At 59.4% G+C, this 21,039-nt stretch carries 19 protein-coding genes; 8 read left to right on the top strand and 11 right to left on the bottom strand.

What is annotated here, in order from left to right; translation table 11 throughout:
• Positions 1–273 precede the first annotated feature (273 nt).
• The gene (gene ettA, locus NL123_RS04225) at positions 274–1,938 is read left to right on the top strand and encodes an energy-dependent translational throttle protein EttA (protein ID WP_071493613.1); all 1,665 of its coding nucleotides are present in this window, start codon (positions 274–276) and stop codon (positions 1,936–1,938) included.
• 269 nt (positions 1,939–2,207) lie between these two features.
• A complete protein-coding gene (gdhA, locus tag NL123_RS04230; RefSeq protein ID WP_494357270.1) occupies positions 2,208–3,545 on the top strand; it encodes an NADP-specific glutamate dehydrogenase in 1,338 nt (445 codons plus the stop codon).
• Here gdhA and NL123_RS04235 read toward each other — a convergent pair.
• Positions 3,542–4,030, bottom strand: coding sequence for a GreA/GreB family elongation factor (locus NL123_RS04235; protein WP_494357271.1), 489 nt, complete (start codon positions 4,028–4,030; stop codon positions 3,542–3,544). The two genes, gdhA and NL123_RS04235, sit on opposite strands and share 4 nt — an antisense overlap.
• 96 nt (positions 4,031–4,126) lie before the next feature.
• A complete protein-coding gene (locus NL123_RS04240) occupies positions 4,127–4,483 on the bottom strand; it encodes a hypothetical protein (protein WP_058427696.1) in 357 nt (118 codons plus the stop codon).
• A gap of 427 nt (positions 4,484–4,910) precedes the next feature.
• Between NL123_RS04240 and NL123_RS04245 the strand changes: the two genes are divergently transcribed.
• Entirely contained in the window at positions 4,911–5,201 is a 291-nt protein-coding gene (locus tag NL123_RS04245) for a DUF3077 domain-containing protein (protein ID WP_494357272.1), read from the top strand.
• An 83-nt stretch (positions 5,202–5,284) separates the two neighbouring features.
• On the opposite strand, the gene NL123_RS04250 is transcribed toward NL123_RS04245, so the two are convergent.
• From NL123_RS04250 to NL123_RS04265, 4 genes are all read right to left on the bottom strand, one after another.
• Positions 5,285–6,370 carry a type I restriction endonuclease gene (locus tag NL123_RS04250; protein WP_494357273.1) on the bottom strand — a complete coding sequence of 362 codons (1,086 nt, stop codon included), beginning with the start codon at positions 6,368–6,370 and terminating at the stop codon, positions 5,285–5,287.
• Positions 6,371–6,587: 217 nt separating this feature from the next.
• Positions 6,588–6,887, bottom strand: coding sequence for a chorismate mutase (locus tag NL123_RS04255; RefSeq protein WP_494357274.1), 300 nt, complete (start codon positions 6,885–6,887; stop codon positions 6,588–6,590).
• 158 nt (positions 6,888–7,045) lie between these two features.
• Entirely contained in the window at positions 7,046–8,899 is a 1,854-nt protein-coding gene (locus tag NL123_RS04260) for an Lnb N-terminal periplasmic domain-containing protein (RefSeq protein ID WP_248484666.1), read from the bottom strand.
• Between the two features lie 93 nt (positions 8,900–8,992).
• Complete coding sequence (locus NL123_RS04265) at positions 8,993–9,481, bottom strand: DUF3015 domain-containing protein (protein WP_015885974.1); 489 nt, start codon at positions 9,479–9,481, stop codon at positions 8,993–8,995.
• A gap of 267 nt (positions 9,482–9,748) precedes the next feature.
• Here NL123_RS04265 and NL123_RS04270 point away from each other — a divergent pair, with 267 nt between their 5' ends.
• On the top strand, positions 9,749–12,187 hold the full coding sequence (locus NL123_RS04270) for a Lon protease family protein (protein WP_248484664.1): 2,439 nt from the start codon (positions 9,749–9,751) through the stop codon (positions 12,185–12,187).
• A 420-nt stretch (positions 12,188–12,607) separates the two neighbouring features.
• The gene (locus NL123_RS04275) at positions 12,608–12,916 is read left to right on the top strand and encodes a PA4575 family protein (protein WP_494357275.1); all 309 of its coding nucleotides are present in this window, start codon (positions 12,608–12,610) and stop codon (positions 12,914–12,916) included.
• A 3-nt stretch (positions 12,917–12,919) separates the two neighbouring features.
• Here the strand turns inward: NL123_RS04275 and NL123_RS04280 are convergent, their stop codons facing one another.
• Entirely contained in the window at positions 12,920–14,743 is a 1,824-nt protein-coding gene (locus NL123_RS04280) for a hypothetical protein (RefSeq protein ID WP_494357276.1), read from the bottom strand.
• Between the two features lie 166 nt (positions 14,744–14,909).
• Here NL123_RS04280 and NL123_RS04285 point away from each other — a divergent pair, with 166 nt between their 5' ends.
• Entirely contained in the window at positions 14,910–15,398 is a 489-nt protein-coding gene (locus tag NL123_RS04285) for a TIGR00645 family protein (protein WP_017253710.1), read from the top strand.
• 15 nt (positions 15,399–15,413) lie between these two features.
• Here the strand turns inward: NL123_RS04285 and NL123_RS04290 are convergent, their stop codons facing one another.
• From NL123_RS04290 to NL123_RS04305, 4 genes are all read right to left on the bottom strand, one after another.
• Positions 15,414–16,847 carry an ArnT family glycosyltransferase gene (locus NL123_RS04290; protein WP_494357277.1) on the bottom strand — a complete coding sequence of 478 codons (1,434 nt, stop codon included), beginning with the start codon at positions 16,845–16,847 and terminating at the stop codon, positions 15,414–15,416.
• Between the two features lie 116 nt (positions 16,848–16,963).
• Positions 16,964–17,989, bottom strand: coding sequence for a hypothetical protein (locus tag NL123_RS04295; protein ID WP_494357278.1), 1,026 nt, complete (start codon positions 17,987–17,989; stop codon positions 16,964–16,966).
• 91 nt (positions 17,990–18,080) lie between these two features.
• Positions 18,081–18,488, bottom strand: coding sequence for a PIN-like domain-containing protein (locus tag NL123_RS04300; RefSeq protein WP_494357279.1), 408 nt, complete (start codon positions 18,486–18,488; stop codon positions 18,081–18,083).
• Complete coding sequence (locus NL123_RS04305) at positions 18,485–19,177, bottom strand: DUF433 domain-containing protein (RefSeq protein WP_494357280.1); 693 nt, start codon at positions 19,175–19,177, stop codon at positions 18,485–18,487. The genes NL123_RS04300 and NL123_RS04305 overlap by 4 nt, the downstream gene beginning before the upstream one ends.
• A 302-nt stretch (positions 19,178–19,479) precedes the next feature.
• Here NL123_RS04305 and NL123_RS04310 point away from each other — a divergent pair, with 302 nt between their 5' ends.
• Complete coding sequence (locus NL123_RS04310) at positions 19,480–19,989, top strand: sigma-70 family RNA polymerase sigma factor (RefSeq protein ID WP_494357281.1); 510 nt, start codon at positions 19,480–19,482, stop codon at positions 19,987–19,989.
• Positions 19,986–20,954 (top strand): DUF4880 domain-containing protein, encoded by a 969-nt coding sequence (locus NL123_RS04315; RefSeq protein ID WP_494357282.1) that lies wholly within the window; start codon positions 19,986–19,988, stop codon positions 20,952–20,954. Before NL123_RS04310 ends, NL123_RS04315 begins: the two co-directional genes overlap by 4 nt.
• The last annotated feature ends 85 nt before the right edge of the window (positions 20,955–21,039 follow it).

A 21,039-nucleotide genomic window follows, 5' to 3' on the forward strand; every position in this document is an offset into this window, starting at 1 on the left:
GTTTGGCTGGACTGGCGCGCGACGTGCACTATAAGCCGGACGCCCGGAGGGCGGCTAGCATGCCTTGACTTGTGGCAAAGTGCCAGCCCTTGCCTGGCTGGACTGACCAAGCGCATTCAGGTAGCTTTGCCGGTTACGCGGGGGCGTTCCAGCCCCAGATATTCAGGCTTTATACCGCACGCAGGCATTGATGATAGTCAACGGCCCGCGCCGCGCATGGCCTGGCACGGGCTTCGTCCGCTTAATTCATCAGTCACTGACGCTAGGTTCTCCATGGCTCAATACGTCTTCACCATGCATCGGCTGGGCAAAGTTGTCCCCCCGAAGCGGGAAATCCTGAAAAACATTTCGCTGTCCTTTTTCCCAGGCGCCAAGATCGGCGTACTCGGCCTCAACGGTTCGGGTAAATCCACGCTGCTGAAAATCATGGCCGGCGTCGACACCGAGTTCGAAGGCGAAGCCCGCCCGATGCCAGATCTGAATATCGGCTACCTGCCGCAAGAGCCGATCCTGGACCCGACCAAGACCGTGCGTGAAGTGGTCGAAGAGGCCGTCAGCGTAATCAAGAACGCCCAGGCACGCCTGGACGAGGTCTACGCCGCCTACGCCGAACCGGACGCCGACTTCGACAAACTGGCCGCCGAGCAGGCCAAGCTCGAAGCGATCCTGCAGGCCGGCGACGGTCATAACCTGGAGCGCCAGCTGGAAGTCGCCGCCGACGCGCTGCGCCTGCCGGCGTGGGACGCCAAGGTCGAACACCTGTCCGGTGGTGAGAAGCGCCGCGTGGCCCTGTGCCGCCTGCTGCTGTCGGCCCCCGACATGCTGCTGCTCGACGAACCGACCAACCACTTGGACGCCGATTCCGTCGCCTGGCTGGAACACTTCCTTCACGATTTCCCGGGCACCGTGGTTGCGATCACGCACGACCGCTACTTCCTGGACAACGTCGCCGGCTGGATCCTCGAACTCGACCGTGGCGCCGGTATCCCTTACGAGGGCAACTACTCCGGTTGGCTGGAAGCCAAGTCCGACCGTCTGGCCGCCGAATCCAAGCAGCAATCGGCCCACGAAAAGGCCATGAAGGAAGAACTGGAGTGGGTGCGCAAAGGCGCCAAGGCCCGCCAGTCCAAGTCCAAGGCCCGTCTGCAACGCTTTGAAGAAATGCAGTCGCAGGAATTCCAGAAGCGTTCGGAAACCAACGAAATCTACATCCCGGCCGGTCCGCGCCTGGGTGACAAGGTCATCGAGTTCAAGAACGTTTCCAAAGGCTATGGCGACCGCGTGCTGATCGACAACCTGTCGTTCTCCATGCCAAAAGGCGCGATCGTCGGCGTAATCGGCGGTAACGGTGCGGGTAAATCCACGCTGTTCCGCATGCTGATGGGCAAGGAAACCCCGGATTCGGGCACCATCGAAGTTGGCGAAACCGTGCAGTTGGCCTGCGTGGACCAGAGCCGTGAAGACCTCGACGGCAGCAAGACCGTGTTCCAGCAGATTTCCGACGGCTCCGACCAGATCCGCATCGGCAACTATGAAATCCCGTCGCGTACCTATGTCGGTCGCTTCAACTTCAAGGGCGGCGACCAGCAGAAGTTCGTCAAGGACCTGTCCGGTGGTGAGCGCGGTCGCTTGCACCTGGCCCTGACCCTGAAAGAGGGCGGCAACGTCCTGCTGCTCGACGAACCGTCCAACGACCTCGACGTTGAAACCCTGCGTTCCCTGGAAGAAGCCCTGCTGGACTTCCCGGGCGCCGCCATTGTGATCTCTCACGATCGGTGGTTCCTTGACCGCGTCGCGACCCACATCCTGGCGTACGAAGACGACTCGCAAGCGGTGTTCTTCGAAGGTAACTACACCGAGTACGAAGCGGACCGTAAGAAGCGCCTGGGCGAAGCAGCTGCCCAACCGCACCGTGTACGGCACAAAAAACTGGCCTGATCCGGGCTGGTGGTTTGAAAGAGCGGAGCCTTCGGGCTCCGTTTTTTTTGCTTTCAAATGTGGGAGGGGGCTTGCCCCCGATAGCTGTGTGACTATTGGTGCGTCGCTTGAGCTGAAATCCCTGTTTAAGGGCAGAAATGGCCTGTGATTTACATCTAATGCACCATTTAAATTCACAAAGGCGACATTTTGCCCTGTCGCGGTGCGACATGAATTGTTAAAGTCCGGCCCAATCTCATTTAAAAACAATCAATTTGCCGAGACTTTTCATGATCGAATCCGTCGAATCCTTCCTTGCCCGTCTCAAGAAACGCGACCCTGACCAGCCGGAATTCCACCAGGCTGTAGAAGAGGTCCTACGCAGCCTGTGGCCGTTTCTCGAAGCCAACCCCCACTACCTGACCTCGGGCATCCTGGAGCGCATCTGCGAGCCGGAACGCGCGATTACCTTCCGGGTGTCGTGGGTGGATGATCACGGCAAGGTCCAGGTCAATCGCGGTTTCCGTATCCAGATGAACAGCGCCATCGGCCCGTACAAAGGCGGCCTGCGCTTCCACCCGTCGGTCAACCTGGGCGTGCTGAAATTCCTCGCCTTTGAGCAGACCTTCAAGAATTCCCTGACGTCGCTGCCCATGGGCGGCGGCAAAGGCGGCTCGGACTTTGATCCAAAAGGTAAGAGCGACGCCGAAGTCATGCGCTTCTGCCAGGCCTTCATGAGCGAGTTGTATCGCCATATCGGCGCGGATGTGGACGTGCCGGCCGGTGACATCGGCGTTGGCGCCCGTGAGATCGGCTTCCTGTTCGGCCAGTACAAGCGCCTGAGTAACCAGTTCACCTCGGTGCTGACCGGCAAGGGCATGACCTACGGCGGCAGCCTGATTCGCCCGGAAGCCACCGGTTTTGGCTGCGTATACTTCGCCGAAGAAATGCTCAAGCGCAACAACCAGCGGGTTGAAGGCAAGCGCGTGGCGGTGTCCGGTTCCGGCAACGTGGCGCAATATGCGGCGCGCAAGGTCATGGACCTGGGCGGCAAGGTGATTTCCCTGTCCGATTCCGAAGGCACCCTGTACGCCGAAAGCGGTTTGACCGAGGAACAATGGTCGGCCCTGCTGGAGCTGAAAAACGTGCAGCGCGGGCGCATCAGCGAACTGGCGTCACGTTACGGCCTGGAATTCCGCGCCGGTAAAACCCCTTGGGAACTGGCCTGCGATATCGCACTGCCCTGTGCGACCCAGAACGAACTCGACGCCGAGGCCGCCCGTACTCTACTGCGCAACGGCTGCCTCTGCGTGGCCGAAGGCGCCAATATGCCGACCACCTTGGAGGCTGTGGATATCTTTATCGAGGCCGGCATCCTGTTCGCCCCGGGCAAGGCGTCCAATGCCGGTGGCGTGGCCGTGAGTGGCCTGGAAATGTCACAGAACGCCATGCGCCTGCTGTGGAGCGCCGGTGAAGTGGACAGCAAGCTGCACAACATCATGCAGTCGATCCACCATGCCTGCGTGCACTACGGCGAAGAAAACGGCCGCATCAACTACGTCAAAGGCGCGAACATCGCGGGCTTCGTCAAAGTTGCCGACGCCATGCTGGCCCAAGGCATCGTCTAAGCCTCGGGCTCGATCCGCAGCACTTCGATCAACTGATCGCCGACGGGGCGTTGCCACAACACCTCGTCGCCGACCTGGGCGCCCAGCAAGGCGCGGCCCAGGGGCGACCCCCAGTTGATCAAGCCGGCGCCGGCGTCGGCCTGGTCTTCACCGACCAACTGAATGCGTTGCTGTTCGTCCTGCTCATTGGCGAAGGTTACCCAGCTGCCGATCTGCACCTTGTCGGTGGACGTTGCGGGCGCCACCACTTGGGCGCTCTGCACCCGCTGGTTGAAGTAGCGCAAATCCCGCTCAAGATCCGCCTGGCGCTGCTTGTCGTCTTTGGCGGACTCCAGGCCGTATTCGTGCTGCAACTGCGCAACCTTGGCCTGCAACTGCGCCAGCCCTTGCGCGGTGAGGCGGTTGGGTTGCTCGCTGACCTGGCGCTCTACCGGCTGGTCGGCCTGGGCGGCGGCGTTGTCCTCGTTTACAAAAGCTCGGCTCATGACGTTCTCCCTCAATGGAGTTTGGGCCATCATCGCCGCGCAATCGTTCCCATGCTCTGCGTGGGAATGCTGCCCTGCACGCTCTGCGTCCGCTACCTACTGCGAACGATAGGCCCTGGCGGCGTCGCGGTCTTTCTCATGCTGCCAGGCGCGTTCGCGGTCGTCCCAGTGATTGTCCTTGTAGTCGCGCAGGTCTTCGTTCTCGCGCATGGCCTTGCACTGGCGAAAACCATCCTCCCAGCCCTCGGCGTATTCACGGTCCTTGAGATAACGCGGCACGTTCTTGCGAAACTCCCCGCTGATCACCCCGGCCGCCTGGCGACCGCTGCTGCAACCGTCATCAAAACCATCGGCAAACGCCGGTGGGTAACCCTTGGCCAACAACTCCTGATGGGTCGACTGGCAACCCGCCAACAACACCACTGCACACAGCATTACCGCAGACCGCCACATGGCGTACTCCCTGGCCGTTTCACGGCTGATAGGGGAAGTCTAGTCAGGGGTTTGTTGGGGCGGTGTGAAAGGATGGTGAGAAAGGTGTTGGGGTAAAGGGCCATCAATGACGATTCCCTTTAAATTGCAGGACGTTTCCTAGAGAATCTCTGGCCTATTGTGCCGTACCGTTTGGATCATTAGCCTCTTCGGGTCGCTGCATATCAGCGGCCGGGTTTAGCGATCCGAGCCTCAAGAGTGGCACCGCTCCCAATAGTATTAGCTGGCATCTGTCAGCTTTTAGCGTTTTATGGCGGCTGTGTGCGGGAGACCTTTGAGTCTACCCGGGGTGCTCTCAGACCCGGATCGCTAACCTGCACACAGCTGCCACCATCTTCATGTTTAGCGATGTGATCTGGTGGCTCGACTTCATAAGAGAGCAATCATCATGAGCAAAGTCGTCCCTGATCCACCCTTGTCCGCAATCACCACACTCGGCGTCGTCACTTTCGGCGACTACGGCGAAAACGAAAAACCGCTGTTTCGTGTCAATTCCGGCATGCCGATTGAGGAAGCGCTGGAGCACGCCTCCACTTTGCTTTTTTATTCCAAGAAGCTCGCCATGGAAGCCGCAATGGATGTGCGTGGCGAGCAATACGCCTGGGCCGCGCACTATCTGTGTGAGATGGGCAAAGCCGTAGTGGATGACCTGACCCAGGCGATAACATCTGCAACTTAAGAGGTGAATTTGCTTCTGTGGTGAGCGGGGCAAGCCCGCTCACCACAGGGTTATCGACGGCTGAAAATATTCCGGTGCGGCTTTCAGTCGTAATAACCCACGGTTTTTTTCAGTTGATCCGCGTATTCGTAAATCTCATCAATGGATGAAATGGCGTGCCGGGTTTCATTTTTTTCCTCGTCGAATATCCCAAGGTATTTTTGGCTGCGATTGAAGTGAAGACGGCAGATAGGCTTGCGATTGTTGTCGTCCAGTAATATCCCAAAATAGCTCTGGGTATCGCGTTGAACGATTCGTTTGGCATCGACAACGGAGCGTACGACAGCGCGAACGATGTGATAACCCTCCAGTTCCTCAAGCGTCGTCAGGATCTTGTCTTCCGATTCGTCTCGTTCCTGAAGATCCGTATTCGCGCTGTTCGTGACAGTCAATGAAGCTATCGTTGGTTGAATTACGCCGCTCATGGCTGACTTGAGTCGATCATTGATTTGGTCATTCAGAAACTGAGCCAAGGCTTTTCGTGTCAGTTCGAAAAACTGCTCACGGACTTTCTGCGTGATCACGCCTTCGTAAACGCGGGAGGCGAAGAATTTTACGAAGTCGTCTTCCGGCTTGCTGACTTGAGCGCCAATCAGCTTCTTGAGCTGGCTGACATATTTCAGCTCTCCCGCAGCGTTAATGATTGAATCGACGTCGAAGGCTGACTTTGTCAGCTTTATCAACTCCGGTACGGAATACTCATCAATGTCCAGCAGGTCCAGCTCTAGAAATGGCTTTTCGTCCATCTTGTTAGGTGCGTCCAGATCAGTAAAAAACCGATAGACCTGACCGTTGGTGAGAATTGAGATTCTTGCGCTGGTGACATGAAAATACCGAAATAGCTGCGAGGCATGATTGATGTTCAGTGACTCGCCGATTTTTTTGCATTCAATGAGTATCTGAACTTCGCCGTCTTTCATGATGGCGTAGTCGATTTTTTCACCTTTCTTCGTCCCGACATCGCAGACAAACTCAGGCGTCACTTCTTGCGGATCAAACACGTCATAACCCAGCACCGTGTTGATAAACGGCATTACAAAAGCATTCTTGGTCGCTTCTTCTGTTTGAATGGCCGGGCCTTGCAACCGAACCTTGGCGGCCAGACTGGTGAGCTTTTCGAAAAATTCCATAGTAAGCCTCTTACCTATTCAGATCCGTGTATAGAGGTGGTGGCAATTTGACTGCTACCCGAGACTAGACACAAATCTCCATAAAGCGAGGCTTCGTCGGAGCAAGTTTTCGATGATTCAAAAAAGCTAAAAAATCCCGCGAGATTTCCTGCTTAGTAATCAGTGGCTTGAGGATGGCTTATGAGTTTGCTGTGTAGGCGAATAAATGGGGTAATTCTTAGCGAGTTTCCGTGAGCGCAGCATGCTCCGCCAATTCCTGCTGGATGAACGCCGCAATCATCGCGCGATACACCTTCTCGGTGACCTCGGGATTGGCGCCCACGGCCTGGGATATCTCCCGTACCTTGGCGATTACCTGTTCAACCCGTTGTGGTGCCTTGACGCTGTCCGTGTCTTTCTTGAAGCGTGCAGCCTGGGAGACGTAGGCACCACGTTCGGCCAGCAGGGTGACGATCTGCTGGTCGAGGCGGTCGATATGGGTGCGGATTTCTTCGAGGCTGGTGCAGTTAACGGCCATGTTGGTGGGGCTCCTTTTAGAGGGAACTGAATAGACGCGGACCCAATGTGGGAGGAGGCTTGCCTCCGATGACGGCGTGTCAGTCGATGGATACGTGACTGATGCACTGCTATCGGGGGCAAGCCCCCTCCCACATGTTGATCCCGGCCAGGCTTTAGTCAGTAGTGATACCACTTCACTTCAAGCATCACTTCATTCACTGGGGTCGATAGGTGGCTGTACTCGCGCTGGGCGCTCAAACGCAGGCCGAGGTTGCGCGACAATTCCCACTGTTGGTTCAGGCTGATGCTGCGGCGCACTTCGCCATTGGTGAAGAAGTCGCCCTTGGCTTCCAGGCTCAGGTTGCCCAGTGGGTTCTTCCACAGCACGCCGGTGTTGAACCCGGCTGCCGGGGAGATGGCTTCGCTGAAGTCGTTGTTGTGCTCCACGCGCACGGTGCCGAGGGCGAAGCCGAGCATGTCGTCGCTCAACTGCCAGGTACCGCCGGCGCCGCCGTTGACGTGGGCGACCAGGGTTTCGTCGTCGTGTTTGCCGGGCACGCGTTCAAGGCCCCCAGTGACTTGCCAGGACCACGGCTGCAACAGGGCGTTGCGTGGGGTCAGGGAGCGGATGGTGGCCAGGTCCAGTTGCTGCAGTTGCCAGTGGTTGCCTTCGTACTGGCGCAGTTTCATCTGCAGGATTTCGATCTGTGCGCCGAGGGGGAAACCTTCGGCGTTGTCGTTGAGGTCGTGGTAGGCCATGCGCAGGCCGTATTCGCCGAAGGCCTTGTCGCCACGGGTGCCGATGCCGGCTTGCCAGGTGCGCGACTCATGGCCGTTTTCCGGCAGGCCGGGCGGGGTGATCTTGAGGTCGGGCGCCGGGTTCTGGTTGATTGCGCGCAGCAGTTCGAAGCTGCGTTGGGAGCGCGCGGTGTCGCGCTCCAGGCCATTGGCGCGGTAGCGGCCGAGGCGGTAGGCGGCGTCGATGATCAGGGCCTGGCGGTCTTTCGCGATGGCCTTGAACGCAGGCTCCTGCAGCTGCTTCTGGTCATCGCTGACCTTCAACACCCACTGCTGTTCGTCGCTGTCCAGCGGCTTGGCGCGCTCCAACAGCTCGCGTTCGCGGGACGGGCGGTAGTCGATCCTTTCCACCAGGCCCGCATCCTTGACGGCCTTGACCGTGTCGGTCGGGATGGCGGTCAGCGGAAACTGTTCGGTCAGGCGCAGGCCGGGGCGTGCCACTTGCAGCAGTTCGAGCAGGCGATAGGAGCAGTTTTCGTCGAAGAAGAAGTAGTCGAACTGGATCTGCTTGAGTTCCCACACGTGCTCGACCATGCGCTCGGTCTCGACCTGGGTGAGGTTCAGGCGGTACTCCCACAGGTCGCGATTCTCAAGGCTGCGGTATTCGGAGAGTTTTTCCTGGTAAGGCACTAGGGCGAACAGGCCGGGGTAGCCGCCCATCAGGCCTTTCCAGGCGTAGAGAATGCTGTTGTCGGAGCCTTCGATATAGGCGCCGAAGTTGATCGCATAGCTGAGCAGGGCGGTGTTGTTGCTTTGCACGTCGGCCTGGTCGATGCGCAGCAGGGTGTGGCCAAACATCGACGACGGGCTGTTGAGGTAGGCCGCCGGGAAGATCATCACTGCGCTGTGCGGGGCGACGTCCTTGAACCATTGCTTGAATTCGGTGCAGTCCACGGCAGGCAGGTCAGTGAGGTGCAACTGATCCTTGAGCCAGCGGGTCCGTGCGGGGTAAACGCATTGGGCGTGCTTTTGACCCAGGCTGGCGGGCGCGTAGAGCGCGTCAACGGTGGCCTTGAGCTCGGCGTCCGGGTGGTGGGCGCCATCGGGTGCGAGGAAGAATTTCTTGTCGCTGACATAGCTGCGCCAGCCACTGATTTTGCCGGCTTCATAATGGCCGAGGGACAGCCAGAACGGATCGTTGGCCAATTGCTGCAAACGTTGATCATCAAGATGCGGGGCCGCGTACAGCGGGGCGCAGGCAAAGAGTGCCATCCAGGCAAAGCGTTTGAGCATAGGGGCAACTTAAGTCGGAAATAAGAGAGACCCAAAGGGGAGGCGGGCCCAAAAATAAAACCCGCGCCTTAAGCAGGCGCGGGCTGCACGAGCTTAAGCCTGGGTAGCGTATTTCGCCAGACGGGCATCGCTTTTCAGTACAGCAATGGTGTTGTTGTGCACGTCGTCAGCGGTCACGTCAGCCTTGCTGAAGATCTGCTGGAAGTGCTCGTGGGTCACGGCCGCGAAGTGCTCGCGATCTTCCGGCGCCACGCCCAGTACCACGGCGTAGGTGGTCAGTGCTTCGCCATTACCCTTGGCCATGTCTTCGGACAGCTCGTTCATCATGCCATTCATGGCAATCCACGATTTGCCGCCGTAAGTCAGGGCGCTGTTGGTGCTGCAACCGTTGGTGCCCGAGGTCATGCCGAAAGTGGCGTTACCCGAAGTACCGTTGGTGGTGGAAGCCAGGAAGTGAGCTGGAGTGCCGCGCTGGCCTTCGAACAACATGTTGCCCCAACCGCAGTTCGGGCCACCTGGTGCTTCTGCCATTGCATTGAGGGAGACGACGGTGAAGAGAGTACCGAGAAGGATCCGTTTCATAGCTTTGTTCTCTTTGTGTGCAAACCAATGGACAAGGGTTCAGGCGCTTCGCAGCGCCCTAGGGGCCAGTTATTAGTCCAACCCGCGCAGTTTGGAGTTTAGGCACGTTCCAAGGGTTCCGTGCATTTTTATAAAACAATCCGCGATGTCGCGATTTTTTTGCGGGACGCATCCCGTGTCTATGCTTTCCCACAGGCGCGCCTTGCCAGAGCGCGTAACCGGGAGCCAGAATGCCGTCATCTGCCCCGCCTGATGTAAGGAAGCCCGATGCCTGATCCTGTTGCTGCCAGCTTGCGTCTAGCGCCCGAAGCGCTGACTCGCCCCTTCTCCGCTGAACAGTTCAGCTTCTCGACCACTAATGATTTGGAGCCCTTTCGCGGTGTGCTTGGCCAGGAACGTGCGGTTGAAGCGTTGCAGTTCGGTGTGGCCATGCCGCGCCCCGGTTACAATGTGTTTGTCATGGGCGAGCCGGGCACCGGCCGCTTTTCGTTCGTCAAACGCTACCTGAAGGCCGAAGGCAAACGCCTGCAGACCCCGGCTGATTGGGTCTACGTGAATAATTTTGATGAGCCTCGCGAACCCCGCGCCCTGGAATTGCCCGGCGGCGCAGCGGCGGCGTTCATCAACGACATCAACGGTTTGATCGACAACCTCGCAGCCACCTTCCCGGCGGCCTTCGAACACCCGACGTATCAACAGCGCAAGAGCGCCATCGACCGCGCCTTCAACCAGCGCTACGACAAGGCCCTGGACGTGATCGAACGCCTGGCCCTGGAAAAGGATGTGGCGCTGTACCGCGACAGCTCCAACATTGCCTTCACGCCGATGCTCGACGGCAAGGCGTTGGACGAAGCTGAGTTCTCGCAGCTGCCGGAAGCCGACCGCGAGCGGTTCCACACGGATATTTCCGAGCTGGAAGAGCGCCTCAACGAAGAGCTGGCCAGCCTGCCGCAGTGGAAACGTGAGTCGAACAACCAACTGCGCCAGTTCAACGAAGAAACCATCACCCTGGCCCTGCAGCCTTTGCTTGCACCACTGTCGGAAAAGTACGCGGAAAACGCAGGCGTTTGCGGTTACCTGCAAGCCATGCAGGTGTACTTGCTCAAGACCGTGGTCGAGCAATTGGTGGACGACGCCAAGACCGATGCCCAGGCGCGCAAGCTGCTCGAAGAGCAGTACTGCCCTAGCCTGGTGGTCGGCCATCCGGTCAACGGTGGCGCCCCGGTGGTGTTCGAACCGCACCCGACCTACGACAACCTGTTCGGCCGGATCGAATACAGCACCGACCAGGGCGCGCTCTACACCACCTATCGCCAGCTGCGCCCCGGCGCGTTGCACCGTGCCAACGGCGGTTTCCTGATTCTTGAAGCCGAAAAAATGCTCAGCGAGCCGTTCGTGTGGGACGCTCTCAAGCGCTCCCTGCAATCGCGCAAGTTGAAGATGGAATCGCCGCTGGGCGAGCTGGGCCGCCTGGCCACCGTGACGCTCAACCCGCAGATGATCCCGTTGCAGGTCAAGGTGATCATCATCGGTTCGCGCCAGTTGTACTACGCGTTGCAGGATGCCGATCCGGACTTTCAGGAGATGTTCCGCGTACTGGTGGACTTCGACGAAGACATCCCGATGGTCGACGAAAGCCTGGAGCAGTTCGCCCAATTGCTGAAAACTCGCACGTCGGAAGAAGGCATGGCGCCGCTGACTTCGGACGCGGTGGCGCGGTTGGCGACTTACAGCGCACGGTTGGCGGAGCACCAGGGGCGCTTGTCGGCGCGCATTGGTGACTTGTTCCAACTGGTCAGCGAGGCAGACTTCATTCGCCACCTGGCGGGCGACGAAATGACCGATGCCGGGCATATCGAGCGCGCCCTCAAGGCCAAGGCCACGCGCACTGGGCGGGTGTCGGCGCGGATTCTCGACGACATGCTCGCCGGGGTGATCCTGATCGACACTGCCGGTGCAGCGGTGGGCAAGTGCAACGGGCTGACGGTGCTGGAAGTCGGTGACTCGGCCTTTGGCGTGCCGGCGCGGATTTCCGCCACGGTGTACCCGGGCGGCAGCGGCATTGTCGACATCGAGCGTGAGGTCAACCTCGGCCAGCCGATCCACTCCAAGGGCGTGATGATCCTCACCGGTTACCTGGGCAGCCGTTATGCCCAAGAATTCCCGCTGGCGATCTCGGCGAGTATCGCGCTGGAGCAGTCCTACGGTTATGTGGACGGCGACAGCGCCTCCCTTGGCGAGGCGTGCACCTTGATCTCGGCCTTGTCGAAAACCCCGCTCAAGCAATGCTTCGCCATCACCGGCTCCATCAACCAGTTTGGTGAAGTGCAGGCGGTGGGTGGGGTCAACGAGAAGATCGAAGGCTTCTTCCGCCTGTGCGAAGCGCGCGGTTTGACTGGTGAACAGGGTGCGATCATTCCCCAGGCCAACGTCGCCACGTTGATGCTCGATGAGAAGGTGCTGCAGGCCGTGCGTGCCGGGCAGTTCCATATCTATGCCGTGCGCCAGGCGGACGAGGCGTTGAGCCTGTTGGTGGGCGAGCCTGCCGGTGAGCCGGATGCCGAAGGGCAGTTCCCGGAGGGCACGGTGAATGCGCGTGTGGTAGAGCGGTTGCGCGCGATTGCCGAGATGATCAGCGAGGATGACCTGAAGGAGGCGGAAAAGGAGTTGGCGCAGGAGGCGTTGGCGCAAGCCAAGCCCACCTGACGGCGTAGTGGCTTATTGGGCTGGGCGGGCTCCTGTGGTGAGCGGGCTTGTTGTGGTGAGCGGGCTTGCCCCGCGTTGGGCTGCGAAGCGGCCCCAAAACCAGACAACTGAGTTCTGTCTGGAAGAACGCGGCGACTGGATTAGGGCGGCTGCGCCACCCAACGCGGGGCAAGCCCGCTCACCACAGGAGCCCGCTCGCCACAACAAGCCCCATAGCCACAACAAGCCCCTCACCACATGACCAGTAAAACCGTCACAAATTTGGCGCGGCTGTAGGGCCAACGCCCGTTGGTCCCTACAACCTTGGTTTGTCGTGGTTTTCTTCTATTCTATGCTCAAGGGATATCCACAGGAGTCGCGGGATAGAAACAGCCTCGCCCCAGGCGCAGGTTGAACACCGATCTACCGAGGGTCGCCGCCATGCCGCGCAACCTTTGCCTTACCCGCCAGTGCTTTGGCCTGGTCACCCGTATTGAATGTTCCATTCGCCCTCTCGCGGGGGATAACGGGATGTGGACCTTGTTGTTTGCCGCCGGAATGACCGGTGAACAGCCTTCCACTATCAAGTCCCAAGGCCCGTTCCCCGGGCCCTTCGTCGCGGAAAATATTCTGGAGTCCATCGTGGACAGCCTGACCCAGCACGGTTACGAGAAAGCGGGTGACCCGCAGATCTGGTGCCTGCACATGCAGGCCCATCTGCGACAGCTCAATGGTGACACCCAGCACTGATCGCTATTTGCCCTCGGGCTTGTCCAGCTTGACCTCGAAACCGTATTGCACGGTGCTCAGGTCGGTGCGCTGGTAGCTTTCCAGGGCGGTCGGCTGGCCGTAGAAGTAATGCACGTCAAACAGCGCCGTGCCGTACTCCTCGGCACGGTGGCTGACGCCGAGGATTTCCTTGAGGTAGTTGCCGCTGGCGTCCTTGGCGTAGAAGCGCCAGCTGTCGGCGGGGAACTCCTTCTGGTCGACGATCAGCGCGTTGTCCTTGAGCGACAGCCCCTTGGGCAGCTTGGCCACGTCGATCTCGGCTTTGTCGATGGTCGCCAGGAACAGCGGGATCGAGCCCACCACATACGCCGGGTTTTCCGGGAACAGGTTCAGGTCGTAGGTCAGGGTGCCGCGTGCCGGGTTCAATTCAAACGCCTCGGCCGGCAGTTCGATCGGCTCACCGCGCTCGCCTTTTTCGTCGGCAGTGAAGAAGGTCACTGGCGACTCGCTGCTGTTGCGCTCGCTGCCCACCAGGTCGTCATTGAAGGTGAACGGGTGGTCGAACACGATGTGTGCGGCGCTGGCGTCTTCAACCGACTGGCTGATGGTGACGCTGTTTTTCAACTGGTCCTCGGTCATGCCCGCGTCTTTGAGCCAGCTGGCGGCGCCGTCGTCATACACGGTGACCGGCATCGGCAGGGCCTGGACGCTGTTCTGCAGGCTGTTCTTGTCGAAGCGCATCACGGGCAGGTCGAGGTCTTTGCGCGTGCGGGTGGCGGTGGAAAAGTCCAGTACGTTGACCTGCAGGTTGTCGATCACGCCATTGAAATACACCTTGGCGTAATGGCTGCTTTGTTTGTGTTCGAAGGCTTTTTGCTCATCGGTGAGCTGTTTTTCGAACGCCTCCGACCAGGCCTTCTGCTTTTGCATCTCGGCCAGTTGTTTCTCATAGAACGCCACCTGGGCGCTGCTTTCGTTGATCGAGCCGGAGCGGGTAAGTAATTGCCCGGTACTGTCGCGTGCCTGTACCAGTAGTGGGTTGGGCGATTCGTCGCCGACTTCAGGCGCCAGCGGTTGACTGTTGGTCAGCTCGATCTCGGCGTAGTTTTTTTCCAGGAGCAGCAGGTTGAGGGTGATGTTGCCCTCGGTGCGTTTGTGGCCCACGTCTTTTTTCGACAGGTCAAAGGTCAACACCTTGCCCGGCGCGACCACTTCCACCGTGCCCTTGAGACTGACGGGCTGAGGCTGGCTCTTGTTTTCCGTCTCTATGCCGTCGATGAACGGGTAGGTCACCGTCAGGTCGTCGGGGTTGGTCAGGTTGGAGCTGCTGGGGCTCAGTTGGATGCCCGGATCGGTTTCCGACCATTCCGGCTGGAAGGGGATGACCTTGTTGTTGCTCAAGGTCACCGACTGCCACTCCAGGCCATGGGGGAAGGGGAACTGGTCAGGCATGTTGAAGCTGAACGGGAACACCGGCTGCAAGTCGGTCAGGTAGTCGGAGTGGGAGGTCTTGCGCAGCACGAACAGGCCATTGATATAGGTGTCCACCAGCGCCTGGGGCGTGGGGTAGTGCTTGAGCAGGGCCAGGGTGTCTTCGCCGTACTCGGCTTCGATGGGTTTGCTGGCGAGCTTGACCCGCGCCCGCTCCAGCAGCAGCAGCGAACCGCCCAGGTCGGCGACGGCGTCACGCAGCTTGGGGTCCTGGATGCTGTCCAGGGAGTGTTCGAACTTTGCGGTTTTCTCTTCGAGGGTGGTCTGCTTCTGCTCGTCGCTGGGGGAGCAGCCGCCAGCCAGCAGCAATGCCGCGCACAGGCCGATACTGGCCAAAGGGGATCGCACATCCATCATCTGAGTTTTTCCTGTCCGACGTCATTGAGCCGAGTTGTTATTGGGCTCGACACTAGCAGAAAAATTCTCTTACAGATGCCGCACAGGTCAGTTTTCTCGTGGTGACAGGTGTCTTATAGCGGCTGGTATACTCGCCGCCATTTCTAGCCAAGCTGTGTGAGATTCAATGGAACGCTTTATCGAAAATGCTATGTACGCCTCGCGCTGGCTGCTGGCGCCGATCTATTTCGGCTTGTCCCTGGGGCTGCTGGCGCTGGCGCTGAAATTCTTCCAGGAAGTGATTCACCTGCTGCCGAGCGTGTTCTCGATGGCCGAGTCGGAGCTGATCCTGGTGCTGCTGTCGTTGATCGACATGGCCCTGGTTGGCGGCTTGCTGGTGATGGTGATGATTTCCGGCTACGAGAACTTCGTCTCGCAGCTGGATATCGATGAAAACAAAGAGAAGCTCAACTGGCTGGGCACCATGGATTCTTCATCGCTGAAGATGAAAGTGGCGGCCTCCATCGTGGCGATCTCGTCCATCCACTTGCTGCGCATCTTCATGGACGCCAAGAACGTCGATCCGCAGCATCTGATGTGGTACGTGATCATCCACATGACCTTCGTGATCTCGGCGTTTGCCATGGGTTACCTGGACAAGGTCACCAAGCACTGATGCCCCGCGCCGGCCTTACTGCTCCACGAAGTAGTAAGGCTGGCGATTGATCGACATTTGCTTGATCACCTTCACCGGGGTCGCCAGGTCATCGGTGTGGTCCAGCAGCGCAACGTTGCCGGGCTTGGCGCCGAGGTAGCTGTGCAGCTCGGCCTCGGTCTTCAGGATCGGCAAGTAGGCCTGCAGATAGAACACGCTGGCCCCGGCGATGCGCTCGTTGGGCTGGAACAGCACCACTTCCTTGCCTTCATCCTTGAACGCCTGAACCTGGCTGATCACCGGGACGAACGACTGGCGCACGTCCGCTTTGGGCGCAAACCAGAACGCGGCGATCAGGTAGCAGCCTATGGCCAGGGTGAAAACGCCACCCACGATGGTTTTGTGATGTGTGTAGAGCGCAGGTTTATGGGCTTTCAGCCAATCCAGCAGCACTCGTGCATACTCCGCGGCCAGGACGGCGGCGGCTGGCGCGAGTGCCATCAGGTACACCGTGCGTTTGCTCGAGGCCAGGGTCAGCAGGGTGAACTGCGCCACCAGCCAGACGCTGAAGAACAGGTGGTAGCGGTTGCGCACCAGGGTTTTACGGAAGTGCCACAGGCCCAGGTACACCAGGATGTTCCAGGGCAGGAATGCCTCCGGCAGCTTGGCGATGTAGTAGTAGAACGGCTCGTAATGCCCGGCCTCGACAAACGAACCGCTGAACCGGCCGACGCTGTTGGTCAGCAACACTTCGGCCACCGCTTGCATGCCGCCACGCTGGAACAGGAAGCCCAGCCAGATCACCAGTGGCACCAGCGCCACCAAGGTGAACAGCGCGGGCTTGAGCCAGTCGCCAAGGCGCAGGCGCTTGTCCATGACGCTGGTACTGGCCAGGTACACAAAAATCACAATGCCCGGCATCGCCAGGCCCAGTACGCCTTTGCTGAGGGTGGCGATCACCATCCCTGCGGTAAACAGTGCCCAGGCGCCTGTGCTTGAACCTTGGCGATCGTGTCGCACGGCCTGGTAGAACGCCAGCAGCGCGGTGGTTACGCCGAGGGTGAGCAGCGAATCTTCACCCACACCGCGCGCATTGCTCCAATAACTGGCCATGGTCGCCAGCATCAAGGCCGCGCTGAACGCCAGCGTCTGCGGCCGACCGAACTTGCGCAGCATTGTGTAAAGCAGCATCACGCTGAACAACCCGGCAAATGCCGAAGCCAGGCGCACCGCCCAGGTGGTGCCGCCAAACAGGCGAATCGCCCCGGCATCGATCCACAGGCTCAGGGGTGGTTTTTCCAGGAAAGGTTCACGGAACAACTGGGGCACCACCCAGTTATTGTCCAGGTGCATGGCCATGGCGATCCCGGCCACGCGGGCTTCGGTGGAGCCTTGCAGCTCGTGGTTACCCAGGGCAAAGAAGAACAACAGACCAGCAAGCAGGAACAGCAGGGGAGCGGGACGCGTCATGGAGTGTGGCTACCAGGGCAGGAGGACCGTCCGGGGGAACGGTCATTGCAATGGGCTAGTATCCGTCGGCGTTTCTGAATATTTCGTGAACGAATGTGGGTTTTTTGTAAGGTAGGTCACGGCGCCATCAAGCTGGGCAGTGCGGCTTTACCTTCCGGGGTCAGCACAGGCTCCAATTGCTCCCAGGTAAAGCTCAGTTCGTTATCGCAGCCATCGCCTTGGGCGGGCGTCGACAGTTGCAGGCCCTGGGTGTTGAAGCTCAAGTCGAACGAGGAATAACTGGTCACGGCCGGGCACCCTTCGTCCGTGGTGGTCTGCCTGGCCAGCCAGCTGCTGAAAGCGGCCGGCAACTTGACCTGGCCCGAGTAGGGCGTGTCCCATTGCTCATGGCCGCCCAACCACGTCCAGGGGTCGACCTTTTCACCGGTTTGCAGGTTCCAACTGTGTAGGCCCCAGCTGATGCCCCCGCGCCCGTAGCCCGCCGACCAGCGATAGAACCGCACGGTGATCCATTGCGATGACCAGTAGAACGGCTCTACCGCGATCTCGCTGGTGGTGGTGCCGCCGCTCTGGTCCAGTGAGTTGCGCCGCTCCCTGTAGAAATCGGTCTGGCCGTCCGGGTTGATGGCCATGCGCGCGAGCTCGCGGTTGATCTTGTCGATGGCGGCCCCTTCGCCTTCAAGTTTCAGGATGACCTGACCCCCTTGGGTCTTCACTTGATAGGCGTGTTCGGCGAAGGTTTTTCGCTCGACCGTTACCGCGGGTGGCACGGCTTCAAGCGCATTGTTATAGGCATCGCTGGCACAACCGTCGGTGTCCGCGCGTTTGAGCATCAGCGCCAGGCTTTTACCGCCGAGGGTTTTGCTCCAGATGCCGGTCAGCGTGTCGCCCTGCGGCTCATCCAACTGCCAGAAGCCGGTTTGCCCTTCCTCGGCCCACGGCTCACTGGCGTTGGCTTGAGTGAGCTGAATGGGCGTCAGGATGCGTTGGTAGTAGTAACTGCCATTGGCACCGTGGGCACCGTTGAAACAGGCGGTGATCGCGGACTTGCCCAAGGTGCCGGTCCAGACACCGGCCAGGTCGGCGGCGTTTGCAAGCAGAGGGGAGCAGGCAAGGGTGAGGATGGCGAGTGGCTTGAACACGGGTATCGGACTTCCGGGTGTCTGATAGAGGGGAGCAGGGTAATCGTAAGTGGGGGGGGATTCCAGATAGGGACTGTTTTGCGTTGCAGGCTTACATTTTTATCTGATCAAATTTCCCGGGCGCAGAAAAACGCCATGGCACGCTGAATGCGGCTGCTCCTCTTATCAACGCTGATTGATTCATGATGGCCGGCCACCATCGCACGAGATTGTGCGCCTTGTTCCAATAGGTCTCGTTATTCCAGTGTTTCGCCAGACAGAAAATGGGGAGCCCGCAGTCTCGAAATGCCTGTTTTTCTGCATGCCCTTTGGTAAAGCGGTCTTGAGAGATAACCACCCAATCACCTTCATCGCGAAGCACTGATATCCAGGAAGCATCACTTGCGTTCTGGGGGAATTTATCCCTGAGCGGAACTACGCCATGCTCATGGACTTTTGAAAATTCATTCAATGCTCGCGCCAGTGCAGGTGGCAGGTTGTGGTCCAGAAGGAAATTCAAGCCGCGCGCCTTTGCTCGAACTCGATAGCGGCTCTTACAGCGGAGGGTGGGATCTCGTATAGCAGGGCAATACGTTTTGTGTCGTTTCCTTCCGCCTCATAGGCGTTAAACAGCGTTGCGGTGTCGATACCCGCTCCAGTCAGTACCGGCTTTCCAAAATTCCTGGCGGGGTCCAGTACGACGATCTTGCTGCGTTTGACTGGGTACCAGCGTTGGGCCGAGCCTTTGCCGGTGTAGTCGATCCCCTCGTACAACGATGGGCTGATGACGTGCTTGAACGCGTATTGTTTTTTAATCAGGTCCAGCAGTGTCTCGTCGCCTGTCTCATCCAGAACAGTCGCAAAGATGCTGCGACCATCTGTTTGGAAGCGCTTGCAGGTGAACGGGTAGGCTTGACCGAACAGCTCTGAGGCTTGTCGGGAGGCGTTGCGAATGGCTTGCAGGCTCACGCCGTGTTGACGAAAGGCGTGCACGAAGCGAATTTCAAGCAGGTCATGGAAGCTCAACATGTATTCGTTCACATCCATCAGTTCTGATTGCCAAAGGCCGGGATGATGAATGCCGTTGGAACTGTAACCGAATAGCCATCTACGAATATCTGCGGCGGGGATACCGGTGTAAAGGGAGGCTTCACTGGGGGTATAGAGGCCGACGCCCACAAGGGGGCTGGGCGAGACAGTGCTTTGCATGAAGGGCCTCCTTATTCGTGAATGGGCGTGCTGGAGTCTGGGGGCTTGAGTGATTGCGTTCAATCTTCGGCAGACGAGCAGTCCTCTGAAGACTATTCGAGCAACCGAGTTCGCGCCAGTTCATCCACGGCGCGCCAACATGCAGGACTTTTCTGGCTGCTTGAGTAAGCGGGTGTAGTCCATATCGGTGACTTGCAACAGCTCGCAGCATTCTTCAGGTAAGACAGAAACTCCTAACCCGTCTCTAATGAGAAGTATTATCATGTGTGACTTTCCTTAGCCGTCCCCTGGATATTGCACCGATGGCCTCATCTTCTTCTGCCCATCAGGTTGTGGGCGAACTCTACGCCCAGCACCACAGCTGGGTGGTGCAGTTGTTGCGGCGCAAGCTGGGTGGGCAAGAGCAGGCCCTGGACTTGGCGCAGGACACCTTCGTGCGGATCCTGAGCAGCGGCAGCGTGCCGGTTTTTCGTGAGCCGCGAGCCTACCTTACGACTGTCGCCAGCCGTTTATGCGGGCAGTACTTCCGTCGCCAGGCGTTGGAGCGAGCGTATGAACAGTCGCTGATGATCCTGGAGCCCGAACACATGCCGTCGCCGGAAACCCGTTTGCTGGTGCTTGAAGCGTTGGACGCCGTCGGCCAGGTGCTGGATGGGTTGGGCAGCAAGGTGCGCGAGATCTTCCTGCTGTCCCAGTTGGATGGCCTGACTTATCCACAGATCGCCGAGCGCATGGACCTCAGCGTGAATGTGGTGCAAAAAGCCATGCTTAAAGCCTATCGCCATTGCTACCTGGCGGTTTACGCGGCATGAACCGGTTCAAGCCCGCCAATAATCAGCCTCTGGACGAGCACGTGTTGGACCAGGCGCTGAACTGGATGGTCGCACTGCAATCGGGCACCTGCGGCGCCGCCGAGCAGCAGGCTTGCCAGCAGTGGCGCAACGATAACCCACAACATGAATTGGCCTGGCAGCGCCTTGCCGGGCTCAGCCGTGACATGCGCCTCAACACACACACATTGCCGGCCCCCAGCGCTCGACAATTGTTGCGCGCACGCAGTGTTCCGTCGCGGCGCACCGTGCTCAAGGGCCTCGCCTGCCTGAGCGTGGCCACCGCCGTTGGCCTGAGTGTGCGCGAGCGGGCGCTGTTGCCGGAGCTGTTCAGCGATTACCACACCGCTACCGGGGAGAGACGGCACCTGCGCCTGGCCAATGCCGGGGAATTGCAGTTGGATACGCGCACCGCTGTGGATATCCGTGGCGCCCACTTGGCGCTGAACCTCGGTCGGCTGCTGTTGACCACAGGCACGCGCGCCGACATTGCGGTCCAGACTGCCAATGGCTGGGTACGGCCTGCGGCATTCTCACAGATCATCATCAGCCATGACCTGCTTCGCCTGCAGGGTACGCGGGTGCAGATGCTCTCGGGCAGCGCCTCTGTCGAGCCGTTGCACGGTGCCGGCACGCAACTCGGTATCGGCCAGCAATTGATCTTCAATCGTCTTCAGAGCAGTCAGCCAGCAGCCGTGCCATCCACCGCCGACGCCTGGACCCAAGGCCTGTTGATCGCCGAGCGCATGCCGCTCGGCGCAGTACTCGAAGAACTCGACCGCTACCGGCGTGGCGTGCTGCGCTGCGACCCTGCGGTGGCGAGTTTGCAGGTGTCAGGTTCGTTCTCGCTGGACCAGCCCGAAGCCAGCCTCGACCTGCTGGCCAAGGTGTTGCCCGTGCGCGTGCAGCGGGTGTTTGGCTACCTGGCGACCGTCGTGCCCGCCTGACCGAAAAATAGTGTTCACCGCGTGGCAGGTTTTCCCATCTCGAGCATCAAGACAGGTAAGACGCAGAAAAAAGCGTCCACCCAAC

This window comes from Pseudomonas sp. FBCC-B1565, from assembly GCF_059133265.1.